16 protein-coding genes are annotated in these 23,215 nt (G+C 51.1%); 8 read left to right on the top strand and 8 right to left on the bottom strand.

Going from position 1 to position 23,215, the window contains the following annotated elements:
* Positions 1 to 38: 38 nt before the first annotated feature.
* The gene (locus Pan241w_RS24405) at positions 39 to 1,397 is read right to left on the bottom strand and encodes a DUF1501 domain-containing protein (RefSeq protein WP_145220854.1); all 1,359 of its coding nucleotides are present in this window, start codon (positions 1,395 to 1,397) and stop codon (positions 39 to 41) included.
* Between the two features lie 42 nt (positions 1,398 to 1,439).
* Positions 1,440 to 3,833 (bottom strand): PSD1 and planctomycete cytochrome C domain-containing protein, encoded by a 2,394-nt coding sequence (locus Pan241w_RS24400; RefSeq protein WP_145220853.1) that lies wholly within the window; start codon positions 3,831 to 3,833, stop codon positions 1,440 to 1,442.
* Positions 3,834 to 4,097: 264 nt separating this feature from the next.
* Here Pan241w_RS24400 and Pan241w_RS24395 point away from each other — a divergent pair, with 264 nt between their 5' ends.
* Both Pan241w_RS24395 and Pan241w_RS29505 read left to right on the top strand, forming a co-directional pair.
* Positions 4,098 to 5,609: an FAD-dependent oxidoreductase gene (locus Pan241w_RS24395; RefSeq protein WP_198000127.1), complete on the top strand. Its 1,512-nt coding sequence runs from the start codon at positions 4,098 to 4,100 to the stop codon at positions 5,607 to 5,609.
* Between the two features lie 933 nt (positions 5,610 to 6,542).
* On the top strand, positions 6,543 to 7,853 hold the full coding sequence (locus Pan241w_RS29505) for an SEC-C metal-binding domain-containing protein (protein ID WP_198000126.1): 1,311 nt from the start codon (positions 6,543 to 6,545) through the stop codon (positions 7,851 to 7,853).
* A 102-nt stretch (positions 7,854 to 7,955) separates the two neighbouring features.
* Here Pan241w_RS29505 and Pan241w_RS24385 read toward each other — a convergent pair whose 3' ends face one another.
* Both Pan241w_RS24385 and Pan241w_RS24380 read right to left on the bottom strand, forming a co-directional pair.
* Entirely contained in the window at positions 7,956 to 8,381 is a 426-nt protein-coding gene (locus Pan241w_RS24385) for a hypothetical protein (protein WP_145220849.1), read from the bottom strand.
* 82 nt (positions 8,382 to 8,463) lie between these two features.
* Entirely contained in the window at positions 8,464 to 9,732 is a 1,269-nt protein-coding gene (locus tag Pan241w_RS24380; protein ID WP_145220847.1) for an NPCBM/NEW2 domain-containing protein, read from the bottom strand.
* A 549-nt stretch (positions 9,733 to 10,281) separates the two neighbouring features.
* Between Pan241w_RS24380 and Pan241w_RS24375 the strand changes: the two genes are divergently transcribed.
* The 4 genes from Pan241w_RS24375 (at position 10,282) to Pan241w_RS24360 (ending at position 13,623) form a co-directional block, all read left to right on the top strand.
* Positions 10,282 to 11,094 (top strand): MotA/TolQ/ExbB proton channel family protein, encoded by an 813-nt coding sequence (locus Pan241w_RS24375; protein ID WP_145220845.1) that lies wholly within the window; start codon positions 10,282 to 10,284, stop codon positions 11,092 to 11,094.
* A 67-nt stretch (positions 11,095 to 11,161) separates the two neighbouring features.
* On the top strand, positions 11,162 to 12,427 hold the full coding sequence (locus Pan241w_RS24370) for a PDZ domain-containing protein (RefSeq protein ID WP_198000125.1): 1,266 nt from the start codon (positions 11,162 to 11,164) through the stop codon (positions 12,425 to 12,427).
* Between the two features lie 234 nt (positions 12,428 to 12,661).
* Positions 12,662 to 13,138, top strand: a complete 477-nt coding sequence (locus Pan241w_RS24365; RefSeq protein WP_145220841.1) for a DUF1559 family PulG-like putative transporter — start codon at positions 12,662 to 12,664, stop codon at positions 13,136 to 13,138.
* Between the two features lie 59 nt (positions 13,139 to 13,197).
* On the top strand, positions 13,198 to 13,623 hold the full coding sequence (locus Pan241w_RS24360; RefSeq protein WP_145220839.1) for a hypothetical protein: 426 nt from the start codon (positions 13,198 to 13,200) through the stop codon (positions 13,621 to 13,623).
* A 70-nt stretch (positions 13,624 to 13,693) separates the two neighbouring features.
* Here the strand turns inward: Pan241w_RS24360 and Pan241w_RS24355 are convergent, their stop codons facing one another.
* From Pan241w_RS24355 to Pan241w_RS24345, 3 genes are all read right to left on the bottom strand, one after another.
* A complete protein-coding gene (locus Pan241w_RS24355; RefSeq protein ID WP_145220837.1) occupies positions 13,694 to 14,449 on the bottom strand; it encodes a carboxypeptidase-like regulatory domain-containing protein in 756 nt (251 codons plus the stop codon).
* A 123-nt stretch (positions 14,450 to 14,572) separates the two neighbouring features.
* Positions 14,573 to 15,250 (bottom strand): ankyrin repeat domain-containing protein, encoded by a 678-nt coding sequence (locus Pan241w_RS24350; protein ID WP_198000124.1) that lies wholly within the window; start codon positions 15,248 to 15,250, stop codon positions 14,573 to 14,575.
* A 144-nt stretch (positions 15,251 to 15,394) separates the two neighbouring features.
* Positions 15,395 to 16,336, bottom strand: coding sequence for an isochorismatase family protein (locus tag Pan241w_RS24345; protein WP_145220833.1), 942 nt, complete (start codon positions 16,334 to 16,336; stop codon positions 15,395 to 15,397).
* A 205-nt stretch (positions 16,337 to 16,541) separates the two neighbouring features.
* On the opposite strand from Pan241w_RS24345, the gene Pan241w_RS24340 reads away from it, so the two are divergent.
* Positions 16,542 to 17,813, top strand: a complete 1,272-nt coding sequence (locus Pan241w_RS24340; protein WP_145220831.1) for an SGNH/GDSL hydrolase family protein — start codon at positions 16,542 to 16,544, stop codon at positions 17,811 to 17,813.
* Positions 17,814 to 17,894: 81 nt separating this feature from the next.
* On the top strand, positions 17,895 to 22,145 hold the full coding sequence (locus tag Pan241w_RS24335) for a PVC-type heme-binding CxxCH protein (protein WP_145220829.1): 4,251 nt from the start codon (positions 17,895 to 17,897) through the stop codon (positions 22,143 to 22,145).
* Between the two features lie 17 nt (positions 22,146 to 22,162).
* Here the strand turns inward: Pan241w_RS24335 and Pan241w_RS24330 are convergent, their stop codons facing one another.
* Positions 22,163 to 23,014 (bottom strand): alpha/beta hydrolase, encoded by an 852-nt coding sequence (locus tag Pan241w_RS24330; RefSeq protein WP_145220827.1) that lies wholly within the window; start codon positions 23,012 to 23,014, stop codon positions 22,163 to 22,165.
* Positions 23,015 to 23,215 lie beyond the last annotated feature (201 nt).

Genomic DNA, 23,215 nt, shown 5'->3' with positions numbered 1-23,215 from the left:
TGTACTTACAACTCACCATTGTGTACGAAATGCCTTGATCAGGCAATGATGTCGTGCACCACTTTGCCGCCTTCGGTGCCGGTCAGGCGGAATTCCCGTTCCCCCTGATGGTACGTCAGCTTGTCGTGCTGCAGGCCGAGTTGATGTAAGATCGTGGCGTGCAGATCGCGGAAGTGGACTTTGCCTTCGATGGCGCGGGCACCGGTGGGATCGGTTTTTCCATAAGCCAGACCGCGTTTGATGCCGCCACCTGCCATCCAGAACGTGAAGCCGCGGGCGTTATGGCCGGTGCTGTCTTTTTTACTTTCCGGAACCAGACCGGGACGGCCGAATTCGCCTCCCCAGACGACCAGAGTTTCGTCGAGCAGGCCCCGTTGCTCCAGGTCTTCCAGCAGGGCGGCGATGGGAGCATCCGTCGATTCACAATTCGCCGTCAGGTCGGCACGGTGATTCTTATGCTGGTCCCAACTGCCGTGATTGACTTCGATGAACCGCACGCCGGCTTCTGCAAAGCGGCGGGCTAACAGGCACTGGCGTCCGAAGTCGGAATTCTTACAGGTGCCGACCACTTTACCCTGGCCGACACGATAGCGTTCGAGGGTCGATTTCGTTTCCTGGCTGATGTCGAGCAGTTCAGGAGCCGCCATCTGCATGCGAAAGCCCAGTTCCATCGATTGAATGACGGCTTCCAGGCGGGCATCGTCGGGACGACGGGTGGCGTGCTCACGATTCATGGCTTGTACGAAATCGAGTTGTCGTCGTTTGACCGCCGTCGGTACGTGATCACTTTTGATGTTCTTGATGGTTGCCTTTGACATATTCGTGGTGTTGAGGCCAATTGGTGTTCCCTCATAAACCGGGGGCAGTAAGGCACTGGAATAAACGGATGGTTTCGAAGGATAGAGGCTGATGAAGCCGGGGACATTCTGGTTTTCGGTACCTAAACCATATACGACCCAGGAACCCAGACTGGGACGGGGACGCAGTCGATCGCCGGTATGCAGCTGCAGGAAGGATTGGGCGTGATTGGTGATGTCCGCGTACATCCCATTTAAGACGCAGAGTTTGTCCGCGTGTTTGGCCGTTTCAGGGAGCAGCTCAGAAATCCAGAGACCACTTTCGCCGTGCTGTGCGAACTTAAAAGCAGAGCCGGCGTGTTTCTTCTTCCCGGTTTGGGGTTTGTAATCGAAGGTATCGAGCTGGGCAGGACCGCCGCTCATGCAGAGGAAGATGACGCGTTTCGCGCGGGCCGGCAGTTGAGGAGATCGGGCATTCAGATTCGCGATGGCAGCGGAACCTCCGGCGAAGGATGTCTTGCCGCAGAGAGCAGACATCGCCAGATAGCCAAAGCCACACGAGGCTGATTTCAACATTTCCCGTCGCGACATTCCAAGCATGAGCGTATTCCTTGGGGAGTTTCTATATTTCAATTCTGGTCGTTAATCAACGTAGCGAAATTCATTAGTGTTTAACAGTGCCTGGCAGAGTGTGGCCCAGACCGTTTGACGACGAAGCTTATCCTGGGATATTTCTGTTTTCAGTGCTGTGTTGACGTCTTGAATCAATGCCAGAGCCCGCGACAGTTCAGACGATTCCGGAACACGATTTAAAGCGCGCCGATATACGAGATGAATGCGTTGAGAATCATTCAGTTTGGGATTCAACAAAATGTCTTTGGCAAATAATTGTGACTGTTCAATCAGGAAATGACTGTTAATCAGAAACAGACTCTGTGTCGGCAGTGTGGTTTCATTTCGTTTGCCAACCGGTTTGGTTGAATCGGGCAGGTCGAACGAGGACAGCTCCGGTGGTTCAGAATGACGCATCATGCACAGGTAAATGCTGCGGTGATTATCGGGCAGATGCAGGTTGCCGGCTTTGTTGACCAGTTCGTCCACATGTGCGATCGAAGAACCCAGGCCAGGTTCTCTGTTGAGTTGCCCGCTGGCAGCGAGGATGCTGTCACGCAACGATTCGGCATCCAGTCGGCGACGATTATGTCGACAGAGAAGTTTGTTTTCCGGATCCGCATCCAGAATCAGGTCGTCACAGAAGCTGCTGAGCTGATACGTGCGGCTGAGGACGATGCTGCGAATCAGTTGTTTGATCGACCAGCCTTCGGTACGGAAGCGGGTGGCCAGGTGATCGAGTAGTTGGGGGTGAGTCGGTCGTTCGCCATAGATACCAAAATCATCCGGAGTACGAACGAGTGCCTGGCCAAACAGGTGCAGCCAGATGCGGTTGACCATCACCCGCGCGGTTTGCGGGTGATCTGCTGAGGTGAGCCACTCTGCCAGTTGCAGGCGGCCACTTTGTTTGTCATCGATTTTCGGGGGCTGCGTCACTTTACAGGCCGACAGGAAACCGCGAGGTACACTGGGCCCCAGTTTCTTGGATTCCCCTTTGATATTGATTTTGCAGTCAACCGGTTTTTTCTTTTCGCGGACCCCCATCGCCAGAGCCGTCCCGGGAGGATAAACATTTTTCGGTTTCTTTTTTCGAGACAGGGTATGCGGATCAACCTTAGGCTGCGCACCGCTGTCTGGCGGTGGCATATAGTGGTGTTTCGATTTCAGAACATGCAGGGGAGTTTCCGGTGCGGTCAATGGTTGATTGGCGGCATAGCCCCACATCGTTTCGGTACTGAGGAATATGCCGGCCATAGCATAGTAGTCGGCTGTCGGAATGGGATCGTGCTTGTGATCATGACAGCGGGCACAGGCGACACTCAGTCCCATCACGCCTGTGCTGATGACGTTAATCTGATCGTTGACGACGTCCATATCGAAATTCACGTTCATTGCTTTCGCGGGCTTCGAGCCAATGGCCAGGAATCCGGTCGCGAGCAGCAGGCGGTCCCGTTCTTCGGGAGTCTTTGCTGTGAGTAAATCACCGGCAATCTGTTCGGTCAGAAAGCGATCGTAGGGAACGTCGTTGTTCAATGCCTGGATGACAAAATCACGATAGCGCCAGGCATGAGGAAAGGTTGGATTGCGACCCAGACCATCATTGCCGTTCGATTCACCGTAGCGCGCGACATCCAGCCAGTGACGCCCCCAGCGTTCGCCGAAATGAGGAGACGCCAGTAATTCATCGACCAGATGAGCGACTGCCTGTTGTTGACGCCGTTGATAGTCGTCCAGGAATGCTTCCACCTGCTCTGCTGTGGGGGGCAGGCCAGTCAAATCGTAGTACAAACGTCGCACCAGTCTGACGGGTGCTGCATCGTGGGTAGGGTTTAGCTCGGCCGCTTCAATTCGTGAGAGTACAAAATGGTCGAGAGGATCATAAACCCAACTTTGATTCTGGACAGCGGGAGGCGCTGGATTTCTGACCGGTTGAAACGACCAGAGTTCCGGTTTTGCTACCGTGGAATCTTCCGTCGGTTTTTTAGCAATCAGCGGATGATCAATGCGCGGATCAGGCACGCCCATTTTGACCCACGTTATAAAGTCATTGATGACGGCTTCCGACAGTGGCTCATCGGGTGGCATTTCCAGGTCATCATAACGCAGGGCTTGAATCAACAGGCTCTCATTAGGGCGACCTTCGACAAAAGCGGGGCCTGATTCACCCCCGACGCGCATGCCGTCGCGGGTATCCATCCGCAGCTTGCCACCCAGTTCCTCTGATTTGGAGGAATGGCAGGAGTAACATTTTTTGACGAGCACGGGGCGGATTTTATTTTCAAAAAATGCCCGCTGCTTCGGATCCATCTTTGCCTGGGCTGACTTACCTGTCGGTTTCTTTGCACTCCAGGCCGGTTCTTCTGCGTAGAACGAGATCGCGAGAAACCAACAAGCTGCAGAGATCAGGGTGATTCGTTTACGCATGGCCGACAAATTCTATTTGGCAGGAGTAGTCGTACGCGTTAAGGCAAGATTTAGTGAACAAGCATAGATCATACTTGGTTGATACGTTTAAGTCAACAATCTTAACAATGTTTCGGCACCAGGAAGCGGCGGGCACCAGTTTTTTACTGTTCATAGCCTGTATAGTATTAATCGCTATAGTCTGCCTGATTGATGTGACCTGAGGTTTTGCTACGATGATTGCTAGATGAAATCCAAATTGATCTTCAACAGAGAGTGTACAGCGTGTTATCCGAATATGATGTAATTATCGTTGGTGGGGGCGGAAGTGGACTGGCGGCAGCGGCGCGGGCGCTGGAGTTCGGGGCGCGGGTGCTGGTACTGGAAAAGCAGCCTCAACTGGGAGGCACAACGGGGATGGCCATCGGTTCGTTCACAGCGAATGGGACCGGTCTGCAACAGGCGGCGGGGATCAGTGATAACGCCGACGATCATGAAATCGACGCCGGTCAGTTTGCCGCTCCCGAGATTGAATCGCACAGCAACAACGAGCTCCGCCGATTTTTCCTGGGACAGACCGCCGAGACGCTGGAATGGCTGCGCGGCATGGGGCTGTATTTTCACGGTCCCAATCCGGAACCACCCAACCGCGTGCCACGGATGCATAATATTGTACCCAATGCGAAAGCATACATCGCCGCGTTTCAAGCTCAAATTTTGAAACACAAGGGGACGATCGTCTGTGATGCACCCGTAGTAGAACTGGTGTTAGAGGGGCAACGCGTTACAGGAGTGGTCGCGCAGATTGAAGGCGAACGGAAAACCATCAAAGCGAAGCGAGGCGTAGTTCTGGCGGCGGGAGATTATGCGAACGCGCCGGAAATCATCGGGCGGTTTAAAGGGGATCAATTCAAGTCGATCGAAGGCGTGAATCCCAAAGCGGGCGGCGACGGACATCTGCTCGCAGAACACGTCGGCGCGCAACTGTTAAATATGGACATCACCTATGGTCCCGAACTGCGGTTCGTGCCCCCTCCCGGTGATCCGTTTGAACAACTTCTGCCAACGAGTGGATTTCTCGCAAAAGTGATGGGGCGGCTCGTGCCTTTACTGCCCCAGTTTCTCATCAACTGGCGGATTAAACGCTTACTCTTAACCTGGCAGCATCCGGAAAATTCCCTGTTTGACGAGGGAGCAATATTAGTTAACGCGGACGGTCGCCGGTTCTGTAACGAAAAAGATTCTCCCCAGCGGGAAATCGCGATCTCGAAACAGCCGGGCAAAGCCGCTTATATTTTATTGGACGAACGGATCGCCGCGCATTTTAGTGCGTGGCCGCATTTTATTTCGACGGCGCCGAAGATTGCCTACGCCTATGTGGATGATTATCTCAAACTCCGGCCCGATGTCAGCATGGCTGGTACGCTGGAAAAAATCGCGGAGCAGCGTCATCTGAATGTGGCTCACTTGCATGAAGCAGTCAATCAATTCAACGAGTATGTTTCCGGTCAACAGACAGATTCGTTCGGCCGTGTCACAGATTCGCACCCCTTGGACGGCAATCGCTGGGTGTTACTCGGGCCAGCCAAAGCCTATTTCACGACGACCGAAGGAGGCGTGGCCATCAATCAGAGTCTGCAGGCCCTCGATGAAAACGGAACGCCGATTCCCGGCCTGTTTGCGATCGGCTGTAACGGCATGGGAGGTCAGGTGCTCTGGGGGCACGGCTTGCACATCGCCTGGGCCATCACCAGCGGTCGACTGGTGGGGGAACTCTTGGGCCGGAATACGAATTGAGCGACGAGTTGAGAATTGTGCTGACCAAGTGAGATAAGATCAAAGGCTGAAGCCCCCCTTTTCTGTTGTGCTACTTTTTTTCATCGCTGAAAATCTGACAGTGCTCACTGAATAATTCAGCCTTGACGTCAACCCGCGCATCGGCATGATCATGCGGAGATAACGTCGGGCGCGCGAGTGAGCACTACAGATTCAGTGACCAGTTTCAAACCACTGCAAAAATCAGCACCATAAAACCTCCTCGTTTCAGCACGATTTTCAAAACCACTACTCCCCTGCCCCTCACTCATCAAACGACATCGCAACGCTTCACGCCGCTTTCTTATGGCTTCGTAAAGACATCCCAGTCGAATTAGTGTCGTTCGCAAGCAAAACATGCGGTTCCCCCTTGACGCTGTCCCGCTGTTAACGATGATCTTTTTCACCAGCATATTTTCATCCTCCAAAAGTAGGGCGCGACCCTATGTGACCCCCACAAAGACCTGGCCACCCATCACAAACTGAGTGGCCAGATAGCGTTTATTTATTGGTTTTAAGTGTGATTCTCACGAATGTAACTTCACCGAGATCGACCTAAGCCGGGGCTAACGCCCTTCGGCTAATAAGTCATTCCGTCTGGAACATTACCAAAAATCGGATCAGCCGCACGGCGTTAGCCGCGGTTCTTCTCTATGTACAATGGCCAATTTGAATTAAGAAACACTACCTGGCCGCCGTTAGAACGTCTAGCAGCAAGCCAAAGCCAAACCTACCAGATATCACCGCCATACCGCAGATAAACATGAGAAAGCGAGCGTGAATAAAAATGCCCCATCCTCTCTCCCAGCCATTCAAAAACCTTTTGCTTACTCTCAAAATTACTTAGAATCGGGGCATTGTGACACGTACGGTGTTTGTATTGCCAAGCAAGACACTGCAGGGAGAATGAATGAAATGCGACTATCGGAAGAACAAATCAAACAAGCGATCCTGCATCCCGATCTTGATGCCAGAACCCTGGCGCTCCAATATTTCACCAAATCATTCACTGAAGATACTACGATCATGCCGCTCGTCATCAAAGCGGTTGAACAATATGGTCGTGAGCCATCGATCCCCCTGATCAGAGAAAGTTTCCATTTACCACAGACCGAAACCACGATTGAGTGGTGCATCGATGAACTACGACATCATGAAAATTCAGATGGTTCTCGATATACCTATGCCCTGTCTGATCTACTGACTCATGCGGACCCTCAGCTGACGCGGACCAGGGAGTCGGAGATCCTGGCTCTACCATGCTTTGATACGATTTTGGCATATTCTTTTTCTGAACGTATCCAGCTACTTGATGAGGATGCCGATTCCCTCTGGAAAAAACTGTTTGATTTTTGTGAAAGTGAATCAGACCCAGATCTATATGATATGGATTTACCACATGCATGCCGACTTTCTGAAGCCCTGGGACGTTTGGGGGCCGAGGTTGCTGATCGGGTTTTGGAACTGCTGAACGAAGAGATTGACTATTCCGTAAGTTCGCCGAGGCTCTTGATGCAGGCATTCCTGCTTTATCTGGCGGGTAATTTACGACTGACAGCGGCAGTTCCATTGCTGATCGAGTCTCTCAAAATCACCGATGACTGGCTTAACGAAGAAGCCGAAAGAGCGCTTGTCAAAATTGGTGGCGACGTGGTTGTCGAGGCTGTCGTGAATGAATTTCCTACGGCAGATTGGCATTTCCAGATTTCCGGATCCAGTATCCTGGAGAATATACACAGTGATCTTGCCATTCAAAAGAGCATCGAACTTTTTATAGAAGAACCTGACGATACGATTCTCACCTTTCTGGGCCAGGCGACCCTCTCGCATTTTTCAACGGACGCTATTGAACCGGTATGTGAATTCATTCGCACCACCGCAATTGATCCCGACGTGATAAAATTGCGAGAAACGTTGATTGCGGTCAGTACCGTACTGGGCGTCGAATTTCCCGAGTACGAAGAATGGAAGCAGGCCAATGAAGAAGCTGAGACAATCCGCAGGGCTCTTTACTCGGAACAGCTTGGAAACCATACCTTTGGTTTCTCAGGTGATTTGCTGGTCGATCTTGAAGAAGACATTGCTGATACGGAGATCGAACCAGTGACTCAACCAACCTACTTCCCAAATACAATCGTCAGGGAAGAAGCACGAATTGGACGCAACGATTCTTGTCCCTGTGGAAGTGGTAAGAAATACAAGAAGTGCTGTTTGAACAAATCGTGAGAATGAAAATGGTGTCATTTCAAGCAGGTACCTGACAGGGGACACCCAAGGAGTCGGGACGCTTAGTTTTAGCTTCCTGACACGAATGAATAGCAAAAGGGGTCAAGAATTTTTTTCGAGACGTGGCCTGCCGCGGGGGCGGGTGGTACTCTCTAATGAAAGTCTTACGGCGGTGTTGCTGATCCACTTGTCACCGCCGAAGGGGGTACCTCGGACGATGCATTTTCTGACGGCTTCCAGATCGGTATCGGTTTGGGGTTTATTGACCAGCGCCCGCCAATTTCGTGGCAGCGATGGTTTTTTAGGCGTCGCCAGCCATTCTGGTTTAGCCTGTTTCTGCTGTCGGGCCCAGGCGGATCCGTACTCCCACTCCTCGGCCTTCTTGACCAGATTCGCCCGCAAGGGGTTGCGTTCGACATAACGCATCACGGTCAGTAAATGGTCATCTGATTGAACCGGAAACGATTTAAACCGGCCTTGGTACAGATGACCGCTACCACCCGTCTCATAGTGAGCGTGCCAGCGCAAGGAGAATGCACATAGTAGCGCGGAATCATAATCCGTGTGTCGGGGATTCCACCAGATATTTCTGGGCCTGCCTGCATATGAATTACTTAGCCTTCAACGTCGGCGTTCCCCAGACCGCCAGGTTATGGCTCGGTTCGGAACCTTCACCGGCGATGGTTTGCAAAGTGAGTTTCAGCACATCTGCCTGGGGCAGGGGAATGTCCAGTTTGACTGGGGCATCGCCCACGCGAACCGGTTTGGTGCGGACCAGTTCTTTGCCGTTCGCCACGACCGCGAACTGGACGGCTCCTTTCTTACCTGCGGTGGGATGTAGTCCGACGTCGCAGGTGAAACGCGAAAAGACGTTCCCCGGGGCCAGCACGAAATCCAGTTCAAACGGGGTCCCCATTCCATAGCCGGTTTCGTATTCCGTCGCGCCGATTTTCAGGGGGTGCAGTCGTCGTTTTGCGTCCATCGCCTGATTCACCAGGAACGGTTTCACGTAATACGGGTGGGGAATCATCCGCCCCCGGAAGTCAGGCAACCAGTCGGTCAGGGGCTGTCCCTCGAAGAGAAACTCCTGATCTTCACTGTGATCGGTCGCCAGGCAGATCGCAGTGAAGATGACATCCGCCGTGTGGCGTCCGTTGGCCAGGGCCGCTGCCGCCCGGTGTTCGTCCGCTTTTGTTCCGTCTCCTTGCATCGTGTCCTGCACGATGGGAATGATATGTGCCGCGGCATGGTGCCTCAGCAGCTTCTGATGCTCATAGATTCGTAGCGCCGCTTCGCTGCGCGTCCGTCCCAGCAGCCGGGGCGTATACTTTTCGTCCGCCAGCTGATAATCGCCGGAGTCCATGAAGCCACCTGCCCCAAACAGATAATTGAGACGAGCTTTGTCTTTGGGAGGGGGAATCAGCGTTTTGAGCTGCAACTCGGAAACAGGGCTGCTGTGAGCCGAGGGGCAACCCGGATCTTCGTTCCAGTGACAGAGGACTCCCAGGAATTTCATCGCTTCATCCGTTTTGCCGGCCTGCAGGTTGTTGGCGATCTGTTCCAGGTACCATTGAATGGCAGTCGCACTTTGCATTGGCGGGTTGACATCATGTAGAGACAGCCGCACGCCCGGCACCAGGCAATAGGGATCCAGCTGGGGCGCTTTTCCGCCAGCATGTTTATCCTGCAGTGAAGTATAGTCCCGACAGAGACGGGCGAGATTCTCCTGGCCAATCAATTCGGTTTGCCATTCCGGCAGTCGTGCCACCGCCCAGAGTCGAATCAGCCGATGCCCTTTCCCCCAGGCCCAGAGCGAATTCGATGCAGAAACGCACAAGGTCAAGAGTATCAATCCAAAAACAAGACGACGCACGCGCATTTTTCTTTCCTTTGATGAAATGATGCGTTCAGAAAGTAGTCGAACGATTTAATTTTTTCCGTTTCTAATGTTGCCTCTCAGTATTCTTACAATACTAAGGTGTCACCCGAAACAGCACCCCGTAATTATAAGTGATTATTTTCCATTTCTAATCAAACTCAATCAACCGGTCTGATCCGATCACAAAGCGGCCTCAAACTAGATCGCATCACATTTAACGATAGCGTCTCTCGATCTATTCTACTTGGTCCAAATCGACATGTAGACGCTACAGTAGAACTGGACAGAGTCTAAATCACGGTTGATTTCCCTTTGGCTGAGGATCGATTCTCAATTTTCATTGACTATTGCCCCGTGAGTAGGTACGTTTATACACGTGGTGGTGTTGTTGATACCTTCGATTTATTCATTCGCAAACAGAACAAGGTACTCACAAGGCCATTACCGTATCCGTCAGCAGACTATAGCCGGAAGTCGAGTATTCACTTAGATTTCTGATTCAATAGTATCAGAGATAGAGGCCATTCAAACGAAGAGAAAGACCGCGGCGTGGCAGAATCAAAATCAAAATCAACACATGAACTTACCGACACTTTAAACGAGCCCAAAGTCAATGCACTGCGCGAATGGATGATTTACAGTGTCATTTTCACTGGCCTGATCCTTCTGCTTTGTGGTCGCTTAATCTATCTGGCACTCCTGTCGGATGTAACAGGAATCTGCATCCTGATCCTCGTCTTGTTTGTCTGCGCACTGGCGCGAAATGCATGGGACGTATCCTATATAGATCGACAACGTTCATTAGCACATCAGCAGGTTAAAGAACTGATTAAAAGCAACAAAATCAGCGCTGCATTTCTGAAAAATTCAGAGCCCAGCATACTCCGCGACCATCTACTGAATCTGAATGCGATTGCGAAAAAAGATCCCATGGTCTCGCAGGAAAACCTGGTGGTCCTCATGCAAAGCAAACTGAACGCTCGTTTGAGATTGACCGAGCTGGCCTCAAGCATGCTGGTCACTCTCGGCCTGGTAGGAACGATTGTCGGACTGATTGGATCGGTAGGTGGAATCAGCGTGGTTGTGGAAGCCGTTGGTTCCGATCGAGATCAGCTTATGTCCGGAATGCGCGAAACTCTGGGGGGAATGGGAACCGCGTTCTATACAACCCTGCTGGGTGCGCTGTTCGGAGGCATTGTCCTGAGAATTCTGTCTTCAGTCGTGAACAGTCATGCGGACAGTCTGATTGCTTATATCGCTGAACTGGCAGAAGTCTATATGGTCCCTACACTCCGCAGATCCAGCAGAAAAAGAACGAAGAACGGCAATCTCGAGATCGATGTTTCGGAAGCCGTTTCATGATCAAAACGGCAACATGGTATCTGAATGCAATCAGGAATTCCTACAGAGCAGTCAGCGGAAGAGAAACATGCAGTTAATTACACGGCGTGAGAACACAAGCTTCTACGAATCCTTTTCGGATCTGATATTTTGCACTCTGGTACTGTTTATCATTCTGGTCATGATTCTTTCGCTTTCGGTCAATGAACAGGTTGAATCTTACGCTGAAGAACAACAGGCAATCACTGAAAAACTCAAAGCACAGAAAGCAGAGTTGGCCCTGCTGAAAAGGCAGGCTTCAGAGGAACGCCAAAGATTGAGCAGCATGTTAGGCGGCACTCGATTTACATCTCATTTTGGCGATACTTATCTTTATATTGTTTGTGATACTGTCTCAGATCCGCCTCGTTATTGGCCCGTTCCTTCAACTTACTTTGATGATGCATCGACAAGTTTCATTAATGAAACAGACGAAGACCAAAAAAAAAGACTCCGTACGATACGAGCAGACATTCTGGAACTTACAGAAAACAACCGGTCTTATCGTGCTGAAGAACTTGGTCTAATCGTGCGTTCCTTCTCTTTTTACGAAACTGGTGAGCTAGATAAAAACTTCAAAAGTATTGGAGTTGATCTCAAACAGACAGATGCAGGATTAAGAATTGATTCTGTTTATCCATCTTCCGCAGCTGAGGAAGCTGGTTTAGAAACAGGTGATGTAATCACTCATATTCAGGGGATCCCCCTCAGGCAGAATGGATTGAAAATTTTAACAACAGAAAAAAATAAAACAGGGCCAGAAGAGAAGGTCATGCTTAGTGTTATATCAAAAAATCAAGAGCTCCGCAGCGTGATATGCAAGCCAAAATATGCTCAGGAAATAAGTCGTGTAAAAGAAGTCACAAGAGGCAGTTTTAATGTTCTTGTTAATGGATTTGTTGATATAGATGGAAACGCTAAAGATACCTCAGACATAATCGGTGCCATTAAATCCAAACGTCCCGATTTGCAGCGTAATCAAAACGAAACAGAAATCGCCAAGCTGATCATTTCCGTGAAGGACTCATTGAAAATCTATTCTGAAGTGGCAAAACAGGTTGATGCAAGCGAATTTCGTCCCCTTTATATAGGAAGTCTGCCTGAATTAAATATTTATGTCAGCAAAGAAGATGAGAGTGGTCTTATTGCAGGTATGAGATTGACAGCCGATGAAATACTGCAACTGGTTCGCGCCATCGGGGGCAGAGGTGCTGTTCTTAACTGGATCGTGAAGGACAATGCACCGATTCCAGATTGGGTCATAAAGAAAGTGCTCGAACCTTCAGGTTTTCGAGACAAAGCGCCTCTCAATTGATCCTTAATGTTCATTGACAAGTCCCCGGAACTGGGTATTAACAGCTTTTATGGATCACAGCAGTTCGCACCTGTATGCAAGAATTATGATCGGTACAACCCGGAGTGCCTCCTGCTGCCAGTAGCTCCGGAACTTATTACTCAGAGTCAATCCGATTTCTCACATCACCTTCGACTTGAATCGTGAGCCTCGGGCAGCTTCGGTGTAGTCGTCCTATCACCTCGCGGCTCACGCCTGGAACGTCGATGGACAGGTATTTCAGCGAAGACTTTTCGGGAAGTCGCTCCAGTCCACGACCCGTCAGCCGCTGGCCGTACAGCCCGAGATACTCGAACTGCTGCGTCGACAGTAAAAGGGGTCAGGTCTCTTTGTTTATATGCCAGAATCAGTCAGGTGACCGATGGGACAACGAATACGATCATGATTGGTGAAGTCGTCGGCCCGCTCTGTCTCTGGCAGGACTGGGGTTACCAGAGTTGGGGCACGATGGCGCATCCGATCAATTATCGGAATGAAGAGTTCATCGCGGGTACCCTCAGCCGAGGCGATGCGAATGCCTGTATCGGCTTTCGTAGCCGACATGAAGGGGGCGCCTTCTTCACCATGGCCGACGGCAGTGTGCATTTTCTGAGCGAAAACATCGATGGCAATCTTTACCGGAATCTGGGCGATAAGGCCGATGGGAATCCGGTCGATGGATTTGGCGGTTAAGCAATCCGTTGCTGCAAACTGTCTACAACGAGATTGAGTTTGAAATTGAGAGGAGCAACATGACTGGTTTTTCGAACCAAATACAGCGTTTCGTATTACTGTTATCGGGTCTTCTAATTTGCGGCTGCGGGGGCGGTGTGGACGACGCTCCCGAAGTCGCGTCAGTGCAGGGATTGGTGATGTGGAATGGCAAGCCCCTTGAAGAAGGGACGATTGCCTTTCATCCCCCCTCGGGCCGCTCTGCTTCGGGGGTGATTAAAGGGGGCGAGATTGTCGAAGTCACGACGACCACCAAAGGGGACGGCGCCCCCGTAGGCGAGAATCAAGTCACGATCTTTGCCACAAAGCCCGACCCCAAAGATCCCTCTGGAATGGGAAGTATCTCGCTGATCCCCGTGCGATACAATGATGTCAAAAAATCCGGACTGAAAGCCACGATCAAACCGAATGAGGAAAACAGGGTGAACTTTGATCTGGTGAAGTGACTGAAGGTGGTGTCTCTCTGCTGCTTTTTCTGAAAAGGGAGTAGGCAAGTATTAGCTGATATATTGGCTTTTACTGTTTTTTTACCAGTTTCGGAGAAACTTTGATCACGCCCAGGTCATTTTTACCGGGCTTGATCTTGATTTTAATTCTTCCCCGTTTCCATTCATCCTTTGCCTCAATATTCCCCAGCTGTTCATGCCAGACTTTAAACTCATGATCCCCCACGGGCAAATTCTTGATCGTAAAGGCCCCGGTTTCGTCTGTCGAGGTGAAGTAAGGATGGGCGAGGACCATCAGATATGCTGACTCCCAGGGATGCATCTTGCATTTGACTGGCACTGGAACAATTTCATGAGTGTGAAAACGAAACGTTCTCTGATTATTGATTTCTTTTGGTAGCCGATCAGGAAAATGATTTCTTAGTGTGAAGAATTGAATGAGATGCGGATGGGGGTCTTTATTAATGCAAATGAGCTGCTGGCGTTCATACCAGAGTCCTGACACATGCGGTTCATAAATTGAATTCTGGTGCGAAAGAAAGACTTTCTTCGGCAATTGATTATAGCTGGAATGAATTTTAATGTTCTGTGAAAATGTCTCTCGCAAATAGAAACAGATATTTTTGATTCCGCCATTTTTTCCAATGACGAGAGACTGGTTCTGAGGGATTTTAAGTTTTTTGGGGTGGGGGGCAGGAGGTTTACCGGTATAGATAAACTGCCCCGATAAATCCCCCCACTCAGTGGCCTCTAGTGGCTGCACTATGAACAAAAGCAGGCCGCACAGAGACAGGTACTTTGTGATTTGTTTTTGAAAGTCCTTCACAGTCATTTTCTCCTTGTGCGATTCATTTTTTACTTCAGACGTACTGTAAAGGGGTCAGGACTCTTTGATTATAGAGTCGCTAGTATCTTGGGTACGAGCAGTGTTGGACCTGTTTTACATCTTCTATAACTGATTGGCAGCTTCCATCTGAGCTTTAGGGCGGGTACCTCTTGCTTTCAACCAATCGAAGACTTTTGCAAGCCATTGATTCGTCTCTTCATCTGGATATTCCCCAAGTTCCCTTGTCCTCATGAACTCAATAAAAGATTCAGAATCCTTTGTTCCTTTTTGTTTGTAGTTTGCGCCGGCCTCTAAGAGAAAATAGACGATATCAAATCGAGCAAAATGAGCTGCCAATACTAGGGGAGTTTTACCATGTTCATCAGTCTGGCTGAGATCCAGTTTATACTTTACTAACAGTTTTATGTTTTCAAATGCATCATTTGATAGTGCATATATAAATACAGAACCATTACGTACTTTATTTGAACTTTTTATTTGAAGATTCGGATTCCCACCATGCTCAAGAGCAAGCTTTATCCAGAATGTATCTTTGATACTAGCAGCATCAGTCATAACTGAACGATTATAATGGGGCATACTCGCTACGTTATCAGCGATGATATTAGGGTTTGCACCAAGTTTGAGTAATTGCTCATAGCTTTTTCGTTTCCTGTTGATCAAAGCATAGAGTAATGGCGTTACTCCATCCCATGACTGACAATTCACGTCTCCGCCCGCTTTGACATATTGTTCGATGGCCTTCAGATTATCCTTCTCCACTGCCTCCCATACATCCACCCCACCCGCTGATCCACTACAGCTTTGAAGTAAGATCGTAAGAATTCCAAATAACCAGATGAGATAGAAAGATTTCATAAGACATTAAAAAGAGCGTTGGACTTTTTGTGTTAAGTGATCTGGTGAAATAAACAATGGCGTGTCTCAAGACACAGGATTGTTCGAGCCTGGAATGACTTTGGTCAGATCCCGGCCCAGGATTGAGGGGCACCAGTGCGTTTCGATGTGTTCGATAATCATTTCGGTGCCCCGGGTATGACTGACATAAGGACGATCGCGGGGATCGTACAGCGCGTCGGTCAAGTCGCGGCACAGGACCACGTTCTTTCCCAGATAACTCATCTGACGAATTCCAAACGGGCGTCCCAGAACGCACATGTTGGTATGCACGCCCATCAGCACGATGTTCTTGCGCTGTTCCTGCTCCAGAAAATTATAGATCTCCTGGCCGTTGGCACTGACCACATCGTAGCCGACCATTTTAATCGCCGGGTGTTCGTGGCGGTCGGTGTTCTTTTTGTAATCGGCAATCGGATCATCACAGCCTCGCAGACTCGATTCCGTGGAACGTTTTACTGTGTCATCCACAGGCAGCGGCGGCTCTTTCTCCGGGTTCAGGTAACACCAGCCTTGAATCGGAACGGGGGGCTTCGATGGTTTGGCCTCTTTGATCCGTTTGCGAAACGGTGTCTCTTCGTACAATTGAATCCCGCCACTGGGAGCGTGGATAATGGCGACACCCTGATCGCGGGCTTTAGAGATCACCTGATTCATTCTCGGTGCCATCCGGTCCACGCGCTGCGCAGCCAGCTTACAGGGATGGTCGGCCCACATGTCGCAGATGATGATGGCGGTTTCTGAAGCGTCCCATTCCGCCGTTTCGTTGACTGCTTTCAAAGGTGCTTTGGCGGTCCGTTTTCTCAGGTGGATCGAGAGCTTGCCGGGAACCGCGGGAATCTGACGTGTTGACTGAGAACGTTCGTCAGCCAGAAGCGTCGAAAAAGCGGGAAACAGGGAACCGGCTGCGCAGCCTTGAAAAACGGTGTTCAGAAAATGACGTCGGTGTTGGAGAGATGCAGTGGGCATATTGACTCCTGCTGTTTAAAGGAACAAGAAAAGAGGCTCTTGTATTGTGCAGCCGAGGGGGCATCAATTCAATCAGAATCAGGCAAGAAAACGCCAGACTGTTCGTTTCTCTGTGCAAAGCGGACTTTTCTTTGCCTGCTGTTACTCTCATAATGGAGTGCAGGTACAGTCACTTTTCTCAGATTTCTACTCAGGATCGGATTTTATGCGAGCCTCGTTTCTAATGTTGAGTTTCATGCTGGTTGTCTGCAGCAGTTTCCTGTCCACAGGTTTTGCAGCAGACACGCGCCAAAGTGCGTCCTCAGCGCATCAACTGGTTTTGAAAGAAGGAGATCGGATTGTCCTGATCGGGAATACGTTCGCCGATCAAATGCGACTGTATAACTATCTGGAAACTCTGTTGACGTCGCAGGCGGATGTCAAAGGACTCACGTTTCGCAATCTGGCCTGGTCGGGGGATACGCTGAAACTGCAGCCGCGACCACTCAATTTTGGTTCACTCGATGATCATTTGAAGCAGCAGAAAGCCGATGTGATTATCGCCTGTTTCGGCATGAATGAATCGTTCGACGGGCAGGCAGGTTTAAAAGCGTATACGGAACACTGGGAACAGTTTCTCAAGCATCTGGCCTCTCAAAAATATAACGGCGTTTCTGCACCGCGGGTGGTCATGATTTCCCCGATCGCGCACGAAAACATGGGCCCGCCCTTTCCCGACCCCGCGGCACATAATCAGAGTTTGTCAGAGTATACACGGGCAATGCAAGTGATCGCAGAAAAACATCGGGTACCTTTCGTGGACCTCTTCACAGAGACCAGAAAACGGATGGCTCAAAATCCTTCGCAGAAGCTGACCCGCAATGGCATCCATCTGAATGAGTACGGCTACTGGGCGGTCAGTCAATTCATTGCTGGTAAACTGTTGGGAAAGAAAATTCAGAGTCCCCAGTTGCTGGCCGATATGCAAGCCAAAACAGTCGCTGCCACGAATGCCACAATCTCTCAGCAGACATTCGAGCCAGAGCGAATTCAGTTTACCTTCAAAGCAAGTGTCCTGCCAATTCCTGCGGCTCCGGAATCGGCGATTGTGGACAGTGACTTGCAGGCGGCTCAACCGCGGCTGGCCGTCAAACATTTACCGGACGGCAAGTATCGTCTGCTGGTCAACGGGACAACGATTACCGAAGCCAGCGCAGCCGACTGGGGTCGCGGCCTGTATTTGCAGAACCTGCCTGCACAGGCGCAGGTGAATGAACTCCGGTCGCACATCGACCGAAAGAACGAACTGTTTTTCTATGTCTATCGCGCGCATAACGCTGAATATATTTTCGGCCGTCGTACCAAGCCCTTTGGCGCGGTCTCATTTCCTCCCGAGATGTTGACCTTTGCCGCATTGATCGAGGGACGCGAGTCCAAAATCGGAAGTCAGGCCCGGCCACAGAAAGAAACGCGCTGGCAACTGGTGCGTATTGAATAAGGCCCCCGCTTCCTGACGCGATTGATTTCATATGCTTTGGTGAATCACGGTTCACAAAACCTTTTATCATAAGAGTTGATTATGTTTAAGTCTCTAACGTTCCTGAAATGCCCTCTGGTGCTCTCCGTTTGCTGTGGCCTGTTTCTGTCAGCGCATCAAAGTCTTGCCGCCGAACAGGAAGAGAAACCACACGTGGTATTCGTGGTGGGGACGACACATTATTCACCTCAGAAGACGATTCCCGCTTTCGCAAAACGCTTAGAGCAGTATGGCTTTAAAACAACAGTGATTCTCCCCGAAGGAAATCCGGAGCGGAATCAGAACGGGGTGGGACTGCCCGGCCTGGAAGTGCTTGCGCAGGCGGATCTGGCGGTGTTTTATATGCGGTTTCTGCAACTACCGCCAAAGCAGTTTACTCACATTCTAAACTATATTGAATCAGGGAAACCGGTGATCGGCTTGCGCACCAGTACGCATGCCTTTGATTATGAAAACGGTCATCCGCTCTCGGAATGGAATCGGGGGTTTGGTAAGCGGGTTTTGGGTTCGGAATATTTCCTGCACCTTTCCAGTGAGACGGTTGTGGAACATGTGCCCGCGCATCGGAATCACGAAATTCTGAACGGCGTGGCTGCAAAATTTATCGATCCGGGTACGTTATACAAAACAAAGATTCCCGCCGATGCAACGCCGTTATTAAACGGTACCGGGAAGTCAAAGCGGACGGGGCTCATCAAGAATCAGTTCGGAACGCATGAGCTCACAGCCGAAATGAGTTGGCCTGTCGCCTGGACCTGGAAGAACGAATGGGGCAGCCGCGTGTTTACGAGCACGTTGGGGCATGAAGACTCGTTTAAGCTGGATGCGGTCAACCGCCTGCTGGTTAATGGCGTTCACTGGTGTCTGGAAAAACCGGTGGGAACAACCCCCGAGCGGATGGCAGTCGCGAATTCGGCGCCCAATTTGAAACGACCGTTCGAACTCACGCAGGATCATTCGCCCGAAGTCGAGCGAAAAACGTTTACGATGTTGCCCGGTTATGAAGTGAACCTGTTTGCTGCGGAACCGATGCTGGTCAATCCGATTCATATGACCTGGGATCCGCAGGGGCGACTGTGGGTGATTTGTTCGACCTCGTATCCCCAGGTCTCGCCGGGTGAAAAACCAAACGATCAGATTGTGATTCTGGAAGATACAGACCACGATGGCCGGGCCGATAAATCGACCGTGTTTGCAGATGGTCTGTATGTGCCCACAGGTTTGGAACTCGGAGACGGCGGCGTGTATGTGGCGAATGCGCCGGATCTGCTCTTTCTGAAAGATACCGACGGCGATGGGAAAGCCGACCACCGTGAAGTGGTGCTCACCGGTTTTGCGACGGAAGACAACCACCATTCGATCAGCGCCTGGCGCTGGGGGCCGGGAGGCTGGATCTACTTCCAGGAAGGGACGTTCATGCATTCGCAGGTGGAAACACCCTACGGGACTGTGCGACTGGAGAATGGGGGCGTGTTCCAGTTTCATCCCCGCAGCCGCAAGTTGAACGTCTTTGCCGACTATCGTGCGTCGAATCCCTGGGGGCATATGTTTGATGACTGGGGGCAGTCTTTCGTGATCGATAACCCGCGACTTTACTTCACCGCTCCCTTAACCGCCAACAGTCGGGCAAAGCTGGGCTACGATGCCAGCGGTCAGGGAACAAAGCAGTGTGGCGGCGAATTTGTTGCCAGTCGCCATTTTCCAGCAGAAGTGCAAGGCGAGATTTGGACCAACCAGTACAAATCACACGTTGTCGCCCGGTATGAAGTTTCTGATGACGGTGCCGGCTATACGATTAAGGGACTCGATCCGCTGATTCAATCCAGCAGTTCCTACTTTCGACCTGTGGACTTGAAGACGGGGCCTGATGGCGCAGCGTATATTCTGGACTGGTACAATCCGCTGATCGGCCACATGCAACATAGTTTCCGCGATGAACGCCGCGATACGACACATGGTCGTGTCTGGAGAGTGACCTATAAAGATCGTCCGCTGGTGGAGCGTCCAAAATTAGTGGGCGTGCCCCTTGCTGAAGTGGTTCCGCATCTGAAAGATCCCGAAAGTTTTACCCGGCAGCAGGTGAAACGCGTGCTGTATGATGCCAATCCGGATGATGCGAAACAGGCCCTCGACAGTTGGGTGGCTAAACTGGACTCGCTGGAAGCGAATTTCGCTCACCATCAACTGGAAGCACTCTGGTGTTATCAGACCATCGGCGTGGTGAACGAGCCATTGCTGCGTGAGGTGCTGAAATCAAAAGAGTCCCGTGCGCGGGCAGCCGCGTTGCGGGTATTGCGCTATTGGTATCCGCAGATTGAGAATCCGCTGGACTTACTGGAGACGGCCATTCACGATCCGCATCCGCGAGTCCGTCTCGAAGCCGTTCTAACAGCGGGCTACATTCCCGATCCGCGTTCGGTGACGATCGCCGTCAAAGCCATTGATGCGCCGATGGACCGGTATCTGGAACATGCACTGAAATTGACGATCGACGGTTTGCAGGAACATTGGGTCAAACCACTGCAACAGGGCAAAGTGAAATTCGAGAAAACAGATCACAAAAACTACGCGCTGGCGAACCTGCTTTCGAATGAATCGATCGATGTGATAATCGATTTGTTAAACGCGGGCAGCATTGATGCGGAATTGCTGAAAGGCCCGGCCCAGGTCGTTGCGGAAAAAGCGAACGCTAATCAGCTGGAGCCGCTGGTGTTGAGTCTGGTCGAAGTCACCCGCGAGTATAAAACGCAGGGAGGCAAAGGGATTTCGCCGGAAGCGCTGAGCATTCTGCTGGATGCTCTGGACCGTGCCGCCCGCGAGCGTGGTGTGATTCCTAAAGGCAACATTGGCTCAATGCTCAGCCGGTCTGCGGTGGTGCCGGGGCTGCCGGTACAAAAGTCGGTCGCCCGCTTAGTCGGTTCCTGGAAACTGACGCGCGAAGGTCGGCGGCTGCAACGTCAAATTACCGCACCGGACACAGACCCGGAAGTCAAACAGTTGGCGGCGGAATCACTGGGCATGCTTGGTGATGCAGCTTCGCTCAAATTTTTGAACGGACTGGCGAAATCGAAAAAGCCGATTTCGCAACGCTTATTAGGCGTCTATGGTCTGGCCGCACATGACATGAAGCAGGCAGCCTTATTGACGCTCGAAATATTGAATCAAGATCCGAAAGGCACCGACCCCGCCTGGTTCTTGCTCGCATTTACAAAACGCAAGGGGGGATCGGAAATTCTGGCCGACCAGTTGAAAGCGGCGTCGATTCATCCCCGCATGGCAGAGCAAATCCGACAGTACCTGATTGAAACAGGAGAAACGAATCAGGCTTTGATTACCGCCTTTGGTGGCACAGTCATGCAGGATTCACTGGAAGCACAATTGCTCAAAGAGAATGTGTTGGAACTGGCGACAGCAGTCCGCGAACAAGGAGACGCCGCACGCGGCGAGCAGATTTTCCGCAGAGCAGAACTGGCCTGTATGAAGTGCCACAGTATTTCGAATGCGGGACCGGTTCTCGGCCCCGATCTGGCTGCCATCGGTTCCAGTTCGCCTCCCGATTATATTGTCGATTCCTTTCTGCGGCCGTCCAAGGTGATCAAGGAATTTTACGAGAGCATGATGGTCGTGACGGATGAGGGCCGCGTGTTCAATGGGATTCTGGTGGTGCAGGACGATCAGAAAGTGGTTCTCAAAGACGCGGCTCAGCAGGGGAAAGTGGTGACGATTCCAGCGGATCAGATTGATTTTACGAAGAAGCTGCCTTCACTGATGCCTCAGGGACTGGCCAGTAAATTGAAGAGTCGGCAGGAGTTTCTGGATCTGGTGAAGTTTGTGACAGAACTCGGTCGCCCCGGACCTTATGCAACGAGTGTGGCTCAGGTGGTCCGGCGCTGGCGGTTAAGTGGGGCCGAGGCACCATTGACGTCAGAGGATCTGGCGAACTTTAAATCACTGGAACAATCCACGACGGCGGCTTACAGCATGGTGAATGGGACGTTGCCGGCCAGTGATTTGAATCTGCAGAAGCCGTTGACCCGTGCGATCGCGTTCGTGGATGTCAATCAGCCGGGCTATGTGCAGATGGAGATTAACTCAATCAAAGGCTTGAAGGTCTGGCAGAACGAAACGTCGATTTCGTTAAAGAAATCGACGCTATTGTTGCTGCCCAGCGGTCGCACTCAATTGACGTTTGAAATTGACCGGAACGATCGCGGTGATCTTGATCTGCGAGTTGAATTCCAGAAAGCAGACAGGCAACCAGAGGGCCGCTTCAAAGTAGTCGGCGGCCCCTGATGGTTGCGAATGTGTATTTAATTTCCGGTGGTTCGTTTCAGCCAGTCGCCGCATAATTTTGGCCAGCCGGAAATCGGGTTGTCAGAAGGACGCAGGCCGTACCCGTGCCCCCCTTTTGCGTAAATATGAAGCTCACCATCCACTTTGGCGTCTTTCAGGTCGCGTGTGTAGTTGAATGCACTGTCGACCAGACGTCGGTCATCGAGCGTCTGCACGATGAAGGCCGGCGGTGTTTGCGCGGTGACTTTGATTTCCGGAGCCGTTTTTCGTTTGTCCTCTTTTTCGTAGATGTACGCGGGATAAATCAGCACGGTGAAATCGGGACGGCAACTCAATTTGTCGGCGGCGTCGATCGGTTCATAATTTCGCTTCTGATAGTTCGTGGAGAGATTGGCCGCCAGATGACCGCCGGCGGAAAAACCGAGGACTCCAATTTGTTCGGGGTTGATGCCCCAGTCTTTGGCTTTACTGCGCACAATTCCCATGGCGCGTTGGGCGTCTTTCAATGCTGCTTCGCGCTGATTTCCGGGAACCGTGTATTTGACCACGACGGCGTGAATGCCAATTGAGTTCAACCATTCGGCAATTTCGGTCCCTTCCAGATCATAGGCCAGCACGTTATAGCCGCCGCCTGGAAAGATCACGACTGCCGGTGCATTCGGTTTGGCATTTTTGGCTTTATAGAATTCAATGGCGGGCCGATTGACTTTGGTGATGCGGATGATGTGACTGTAGGCGACTTCATCATCGCTTTTATCCAGCAGAGGGCGATCCGGCCAGACGGCGATCCGCTCATCAGGTTCGGGGGTTTCGATCGGCGCTGCGGCCAGGGATAAGAATAAAAAAACGGCCAGACAAAGATGCTTCATTGTTGTGGTCTCCGATATGATTTCGGTTGTGTTTTCCAGATACGGAAAGCTGATGTTCAGGGATTATGATAGCGGGAATTCTGCTCCAGTTGTAGTCCGAAGTGGTTCTCTTCACATTCTACAGTGAGTGATATTTCGGAAAACTGTTGATCACCGCGTTGGAGCCGGGTACGATCAATGTGATGAAACTCTCCGCGATTA

This window comes from Gimesia alba (assembly GCF_007744675.1).
In the GTDB taxonomy this organism is placed as follows: domain Bacteria; phylum Planctomycetota; class Planctomycetia; order Planctomycetales; family Planctomycetaceae; genus Gimesia; species Gimesia alba.
Note: the sequence above shows the minus strand (reverse complement) of the source record. Positions and strands in the feature narration are given on the sequence as shown.

Bases quoted from the DNA above. Each gene is read 5' to 3' on its own strand.
- Pan241w_RS24360 (WP_145220839.1), top strand. From the start codon at position 13,198: ATGACTGGTTTTTCGAACCAAATACAGCGTTTCGTATTACTGTTATCG.
- Pan241w_RS24345 (WP_145220833.1), bottom strand. From the start codon at position 16,336: ATGCCCACTGCATCTCTCCAACACCGACGTCATTTTCTGAACACCGTT.
- Pan241w_RS24405 (WP_145220854.1), bottom strand. From the start codon at position 1,397: ATGCTTGGAATGTCGCGACGGGAAATGTTGAAATCAGCCTCGTGTGGC.
- Pan241w_RS24370 (WP_198000125.1), top strand. From the start codon at position 11,162: ATGCAGTTAATTACACGGCGTGAGAACACAAGCTTCTACGAATCCTTT.
- Pan241w_RS24335 (WP_145220829.1), top strand. From the start codon at position 17,895: ATGTTTAAGTCTCTAACGTTCCTGAAATGCCCTCTGGTGCTCTCCGTT.
- Pan241w_RS24340 (WP_145220831.1), top strand. From the start codon at position 16,542: ATGCGAGCCTCGTTTCTAATGTTGAGTTTCATGCTGGTTGTCTGCAGC.
- Pan241w_RS24330 (WP_145220827.1), bottom strand. From the start codon at position 23,014: ATGAAGCATCTTTGTCTGGCCGTTTTTTTATTCTTATCCCTGGCCGCA.
- Pan241w_RS29505 (WP_198000126.1), top strand. From the start codon at position 6,543: ATGCGACTATCGGAAGAACAAATCAAACAAGCGATCCTGCATCCCGAT.
- Pan241w_RS24380 (WP_145220847.1), bottom strand. From the start codon at position 9,732: ATGCGCGTGCGTCGTCTTGTTTTTGGATTGATACTCTTGACCTTGTGC.
- Pan241w_RS24400 (WP_145220853.1), bottom strand. From the start codon at position 3,833: ATGCGTAAACGAATCACCCTGATCTCTGCAGCTTGTTGGTTTCTCGCG.